Source organism: Streptococcus sp. HMSC065C01, assembly GCF_001813525.1.
Taxonomy (GTDB): Bacteria; Bacillota; Bacilli; order Lactobacillales; family Streptococcaceae; genus Streptococcus; species Streptococcus parasanguinis_V.
The window spans coordinates 72,614-76,894 of record NZ_KV812856.1; the positions used below are offsets into that span (position 1 = coordinate 72,614).

Below are 4,281 nucleotides of genomic sequence, written 5' to 3' on the forward strand. Positions count from 1 at the left end.
AGGCTAGGACTTTTGTCCCAGCCTCTTTTTTTGACCATTCACGACGATTTTATGACCGATTCTGACAGAGAGCCACAAAGACTGTCCCTTTGAAGTATACTGTACACAAGATCAATAAGAAAAGAGGGATCGTATGTTTCAGGTAGCATCTATTACAAAATCATTTAAGGAGAAAGCTGTATTAAAGGGAGTGTCTTTTTCGATAGAAGAAGGAGACAAAATTGCCTTGCTGGGAAATAATGGAGCAGGAAAAAGTACCCTGTTCAACATTATCGCTGGGCAGCTCCAGGCCGATTCGGGGACGATAAAGAATTCGCTTGATTTTCAAAGAGAAATTGGGATGATGCCTCAGGGGGATCTGCTCATCGAGGATCTAACCGTTGCTGAATTCGTCGAATTAAAAAGCCGGATGAATCAGGTGAAGCAGGCCGATATCAATGGACTCTTAGAAATGGTCGAATTAAGAGAATCAAGAGAGCAGATGGTGGGAAGTCTTTCCGGTGGTCAAAAGAGACGCTTGTCCTTGTTGGTAACTATTTTGAATCATCCAAAGTTAATTTTTTTAGATGAGCCAACGACTGGCATGGACTTGGAAGCAGTGGATAATTTTTGGAAATTGCTGGAGCAGCAAGAGTTTACATCTGTTGTGGTGACCCATGATTTCAACCAAATTGATGCCTTTTTTACAAAAGTCTTGATTTTAAAAGATGGTCGAATTGCTGCCGCAAAAGCTGTTGAGGACATTCACCAGGATGGTCAAACCATTGAGCAGTATTTCCGAGAAGAGATGAATAAAGGAGGGGAACAAGCATGAGAAAGATTCAATTAAAACAAGTTTTACGAAATAAGCGCTTTGTATTATTCACCATTATTTTACCCATAGGCTGGTATATCTTCTTTTATCAGCTTCAAAAAGGGGTTTCGCCAAGTATTTTATTAGGCATTGCCGTCTTTATCGGAGTCATTGGCAATAGCCTTGCAACCTTTAGTAAGCGTATCGCCTCAGATATCGGGTTTTATTCTTTTGAATCCCATTTTACAAGCTATAGTGTCAAGAACTATTTATGGGATCAAAGCATCGTGCAACTGATTCTGAACAGCTTGATCTTTTTAGCAGTACTAGTAGTTGCTGTTCTAGGTTTTCATTTTCCGGTGACGACTAGCCTGTTGGTACAATTTTTCCTCCTATCCTTGATGGGGATCTACTTTAGCGTGATTGGCTTTGTACTTGGGGTGAGGGTAGATGCTAAGACGATTGATACCATTGGCTTTCCTGTCATTATTTTGGCAGCCATGACCATTATTCCCTTTGATACGCTTGGCGCAAGTGGAGGATTTATGGACTTAGTTGGCAAGCTACAACGGGCTTTCCCAGGCTATTATTATACAAAGCTGATCCAAGATTTGACTGAGAAACAAACGATCGATGTCCCTCAATTGGCGCTCTTTGTTGCAGTATTTGGATTGAATTTGCTATTTTTCTATCTGCTCGTACCCAAAGGAAAAATGGGGAACTAAGAGCAGTTAAAAAGAGGCTGGGACAAAAGTCCTAGCCTCTCAATTATTTTTGGTTTGTCGAGCAAGACGCAGTGGTTGAGCGAGCTCTACTACACTGGTTTCATCAGCTTTTACAGCCCTACTCAACTGTGAGTAGGTGGGACGACGAAATCGAATTCTAACGAATGACCAATTTCTGTCCCACTCTCTATTCTTTGCTATAAAACGGTTATTCGGTATTCGTCCGTCAAGTACTTGGAAAGATCTTGCCAATCTTCTTCCTTAAATTTACAAAGATTGACGAAGAGTTTTACGGTATGTTGCTCTGTATCAATGATGGTATTGGATTTTGAGAGATTTTCTAGTGTAGTATTGTCCCTCAGTTGAAACTCGATGAAATAACTTTTACTATTTTGGTGATCTGGGTCACTGACGTCAGCCACTTTATAGGCTGCAGTTACCAAATCTTCCTTGGGAATAAAGATGTCTTTTGTCAGAATCACTCCCTGATAAGCATGGATCCCATCAGAAGTCAGCTCAAAGGCGATCTGACGACTGGTCAGTCTTTTGATCCCAGCAATGGTTGCATAGATCGCAATCAAAAATAAAAGGATCTGAATGAGAGTGATAAAAGTGATTTTGGGAAAACCCTCAAAACCTAGGATCGATAAAAAAGCTAAGTGGATAAAGAGCGCACAGGCAAAAGCCAGAGAGCCATATCCGATATATTTTGAATAATAGATCTTCATTTTGGACTCCTTACATTTAAGATGAAACGAAAACTTGGAATTTCAAGTACCCTTATCATAGCGGATTCAGGCAAGAACTGTCAAATGTTTGCTAGGGTTCAAAGGTAGCTTTTATTTTAAATGGAATAACAATGATGCAGGATATTCTAACTTTGTACGCTATATTATAGTATCTAAAAAAGTGAGCCAAATACTTTTGAGACAAGCAAAAAAGCCTTGATTTCAAGGCTTTTTCCTGTTGATTTAGATGCCCCCTGCATGGATTTGTAAGAACTTTTCATATTGAAAATAAACAAAAATGTTGAAATATAGCTGATTTTAGGGAAATACTTTTAGGTGTTTTCAATGTCAGGATTTAAAAATGGGGCAAAAGTGGGGCAAAAACGAATGACTCGTATTTTGTTTGAAAACCTATAATACCTAATGATTATACCATACTAGATATATAGTGTTGTTATAAATAAATGTCAGTGCGAGTTCAAATCGGAGGATAAAATGGAAAAACAAATTAATGAAAAAAAAGCCTTGGTTCCCAAAGCTTTTTTTATGTTATAAACTCATTAAAAGAACTCCCAGTTAGATTTGGAATATTTTTTATTCTGTGTCATATAAAAATAAATAAAATGAATGGCTATAGCTAGAGCTAAAATGGTTGTTATACTCACTACTATTATAGGATTAGAAGCAAAGATTAAAGAGAGAATAAAGGCAGCCAGATAGAGTGTCGCTTGGACACAGTAGTAACTTTTCGAATAGCGAAGATAGTGTTTGTTATAGGGCCCATTTACTAGGACAGCAGCTTGAAAGAGGCCAAATCCGATATAAGAGAAGCTGGTTGCAAAGAGACGATTAGCTTCAGGATTCTGAAGAAATCCCATCGATACAGTCATCATCATAAGTCCAATGAAAATAGGATAGTGACTGTAAATTAGAAATAGCCCCTTTTGATTAGATTTTTCATCAATAGCATGGTCGAATTGACCAAAATAAAACAAGAACAGAGAAATCATAATAATGAAATAAAGAACCGAATAAATCGAGAAATTCTCGATTGTAAAGAAGTTAGCTAGATTCGTAATCATCTCTCCAAACGTAATAATGACAAGAAGGGAGATGCGCTCGATTAAATGGGGAAGATTTACCTGGTAATGCTTATCTTTATTAATCGAGGTAATTGGCGTAATAAATGTTAGCAGAATACTAGCATAAAGGATATAGACTCCAATGTAAATAGGAAGAAGAGCTGCTAGATAGATTTCTAAACTTCGTAGACCTGTTATCCATAGAAAACCTTTGATACTTTCCCTATGAACATTATCGGTTGATTTTTTAAAAAATTCAACCAAATATTGAAAAAATAAGGTAAGGGTTAATGTACCAATAGCCCAACAGAGATAATGAAAATATTGTTGCCAATCAGGTCCAATCATATTGGCTATAAAGAGTAAAAGTCCCATTTTGATAAACATGATTACCATGTTAAATAAAGAGTTCTTTCCATAGCGATTGGTATAATCGGTTTGAATCATCCAGGAATCGATGAGAAACAAAATAGCAATGAAAAAATCAAGCAAAGAATTCCAAGTCAAAATACCGTTATGAAGATGGTCGATTAAAGTAGTTACTTTTGAAATTGCAAAAACAAAAACTAAGTCATAAAAAAGTTCTGAAAATTCTACACGTTTATGTTTAATAAGAGTTGTCATCTTAAGACCTTTCTATTTTAGAAGTACAATTTATTATAACAGAAAATGGTAATGAGAGAAAAGGAGATGCTTAAATAACTTTATGTGGCGCGAATTGTCAAAACCTTGGAGCACATTTACCTCATGTACCAACTCACAGGCAGAGTGTTTGATGATTGATAATGAAGAATAAGATTTTACAATAGAAAAGCGAGGATATCCTCGCTTTTTTTATTTAATCTAATAGCTCCTTATTTTCAATTAAGAGCTCTAGTGGAGATTTATCTCTTGCTTCAATAAAACCAGGTTCATATTGGGTATGAAGTGTTCTTTTCTGAGAAGTTGGATCA

General features: G+C 36.7%; 4 protein-coding genes. 2 read left to right on the top strand and 2 right to left on the bottom strand.

The annotated features are described in order from the left end of the window. Positions 1-133: 133 nt before the first annotated feature. Together HMPREF2918_RS04920 and HMPREF2918_RS04925 are read left to right on the top strand one after the other, a co-directional pair. Positions 134-814: an ABC transporter ATP-binding protein gene (locus HMPREF2918_RS04920; RefSeq protein WP_070594736.1), complete on the top strand. Its 681-nt coding sequence runs from the start codon at positions 134-136 to the stop codon at positions 812-814. Continuing rightward, positions 811-1,518, top strand: coding sequence for an ABC transporter (locus tag HMPREF2918_RS04925; protein ID WP_070594737.1), 708 nt, complete (start codon positions 811-813; stop codon positions 1,516-1,518). The genes HMPREF2918_RS04920 and HMPREF2918_RS04925 overlap by 4 nt, the downstream gene beginning before the upstream one ends. 197 nt (positions 1,519-1,715) lie before the next feature. Here the strand turns inward: HMPREF2918_RS04925 and HMPREF2918_RS04930 are convergent, their stop codons facing one another. Both HMPREF2918_RS04930 and HMPREF2918_RS04935 read right to left on the bottom strand, forming a co-directional pair. Beyond that, positions 1,716-2,246, bottom strand: coding sequence for a hypothetical protein (locus HMPREF2918_RS04930; protein WP_070594738.1), 531 nt, complete (start codon positions 2,244-2,246; stop codon positions 1,716-1,718). A gap of 560 nt (positions 2,247-2,806) precedes the next feature. Beyond that, a complete protein-coding gene (locus tag HMPREF2918_RS04935; RefSeq protein WP_070594739.1) occupies positions 2,807-3,952 on the bottom strand; it encodes a low temperature requirement protein A in 1,146 nt (381 codons plus the stop codon). Between the last annotated feature and the right edge of the window lie 329 nt (positions 3,953-4,281).

Coding starts and splice junctions, on each gene's coding strand:
- HMPREF2918_RS04925 (WP_070594737.1), top strand. CDS start 811: ATGAGAAAGATTCAATTAAAACAAGTTTTACGAAATAAGCGCTTTGTA.
- HMPREF2918_RS04920 (WP_070594736.1), top strand. CDS start 134: ATGTTTCAGGTAGCATCTATTACAAAATCATTTAAGGAGAAAGCTGTA.
- HMPREF2918_RS04935 (WP_070594739.1), bottom strand. CDS start 3,952: ATGACAACTCTTATTAAACATAAACGTGTAGAATTTTCAGAACTTTTT.
- HMPREF2918_RS04930 (WP_070594738.1), bottom strand. CDS start 2,246: ATGAAGATCTATTATTCAAAATATATCGGATATGGCTCTCTGGCTTTT.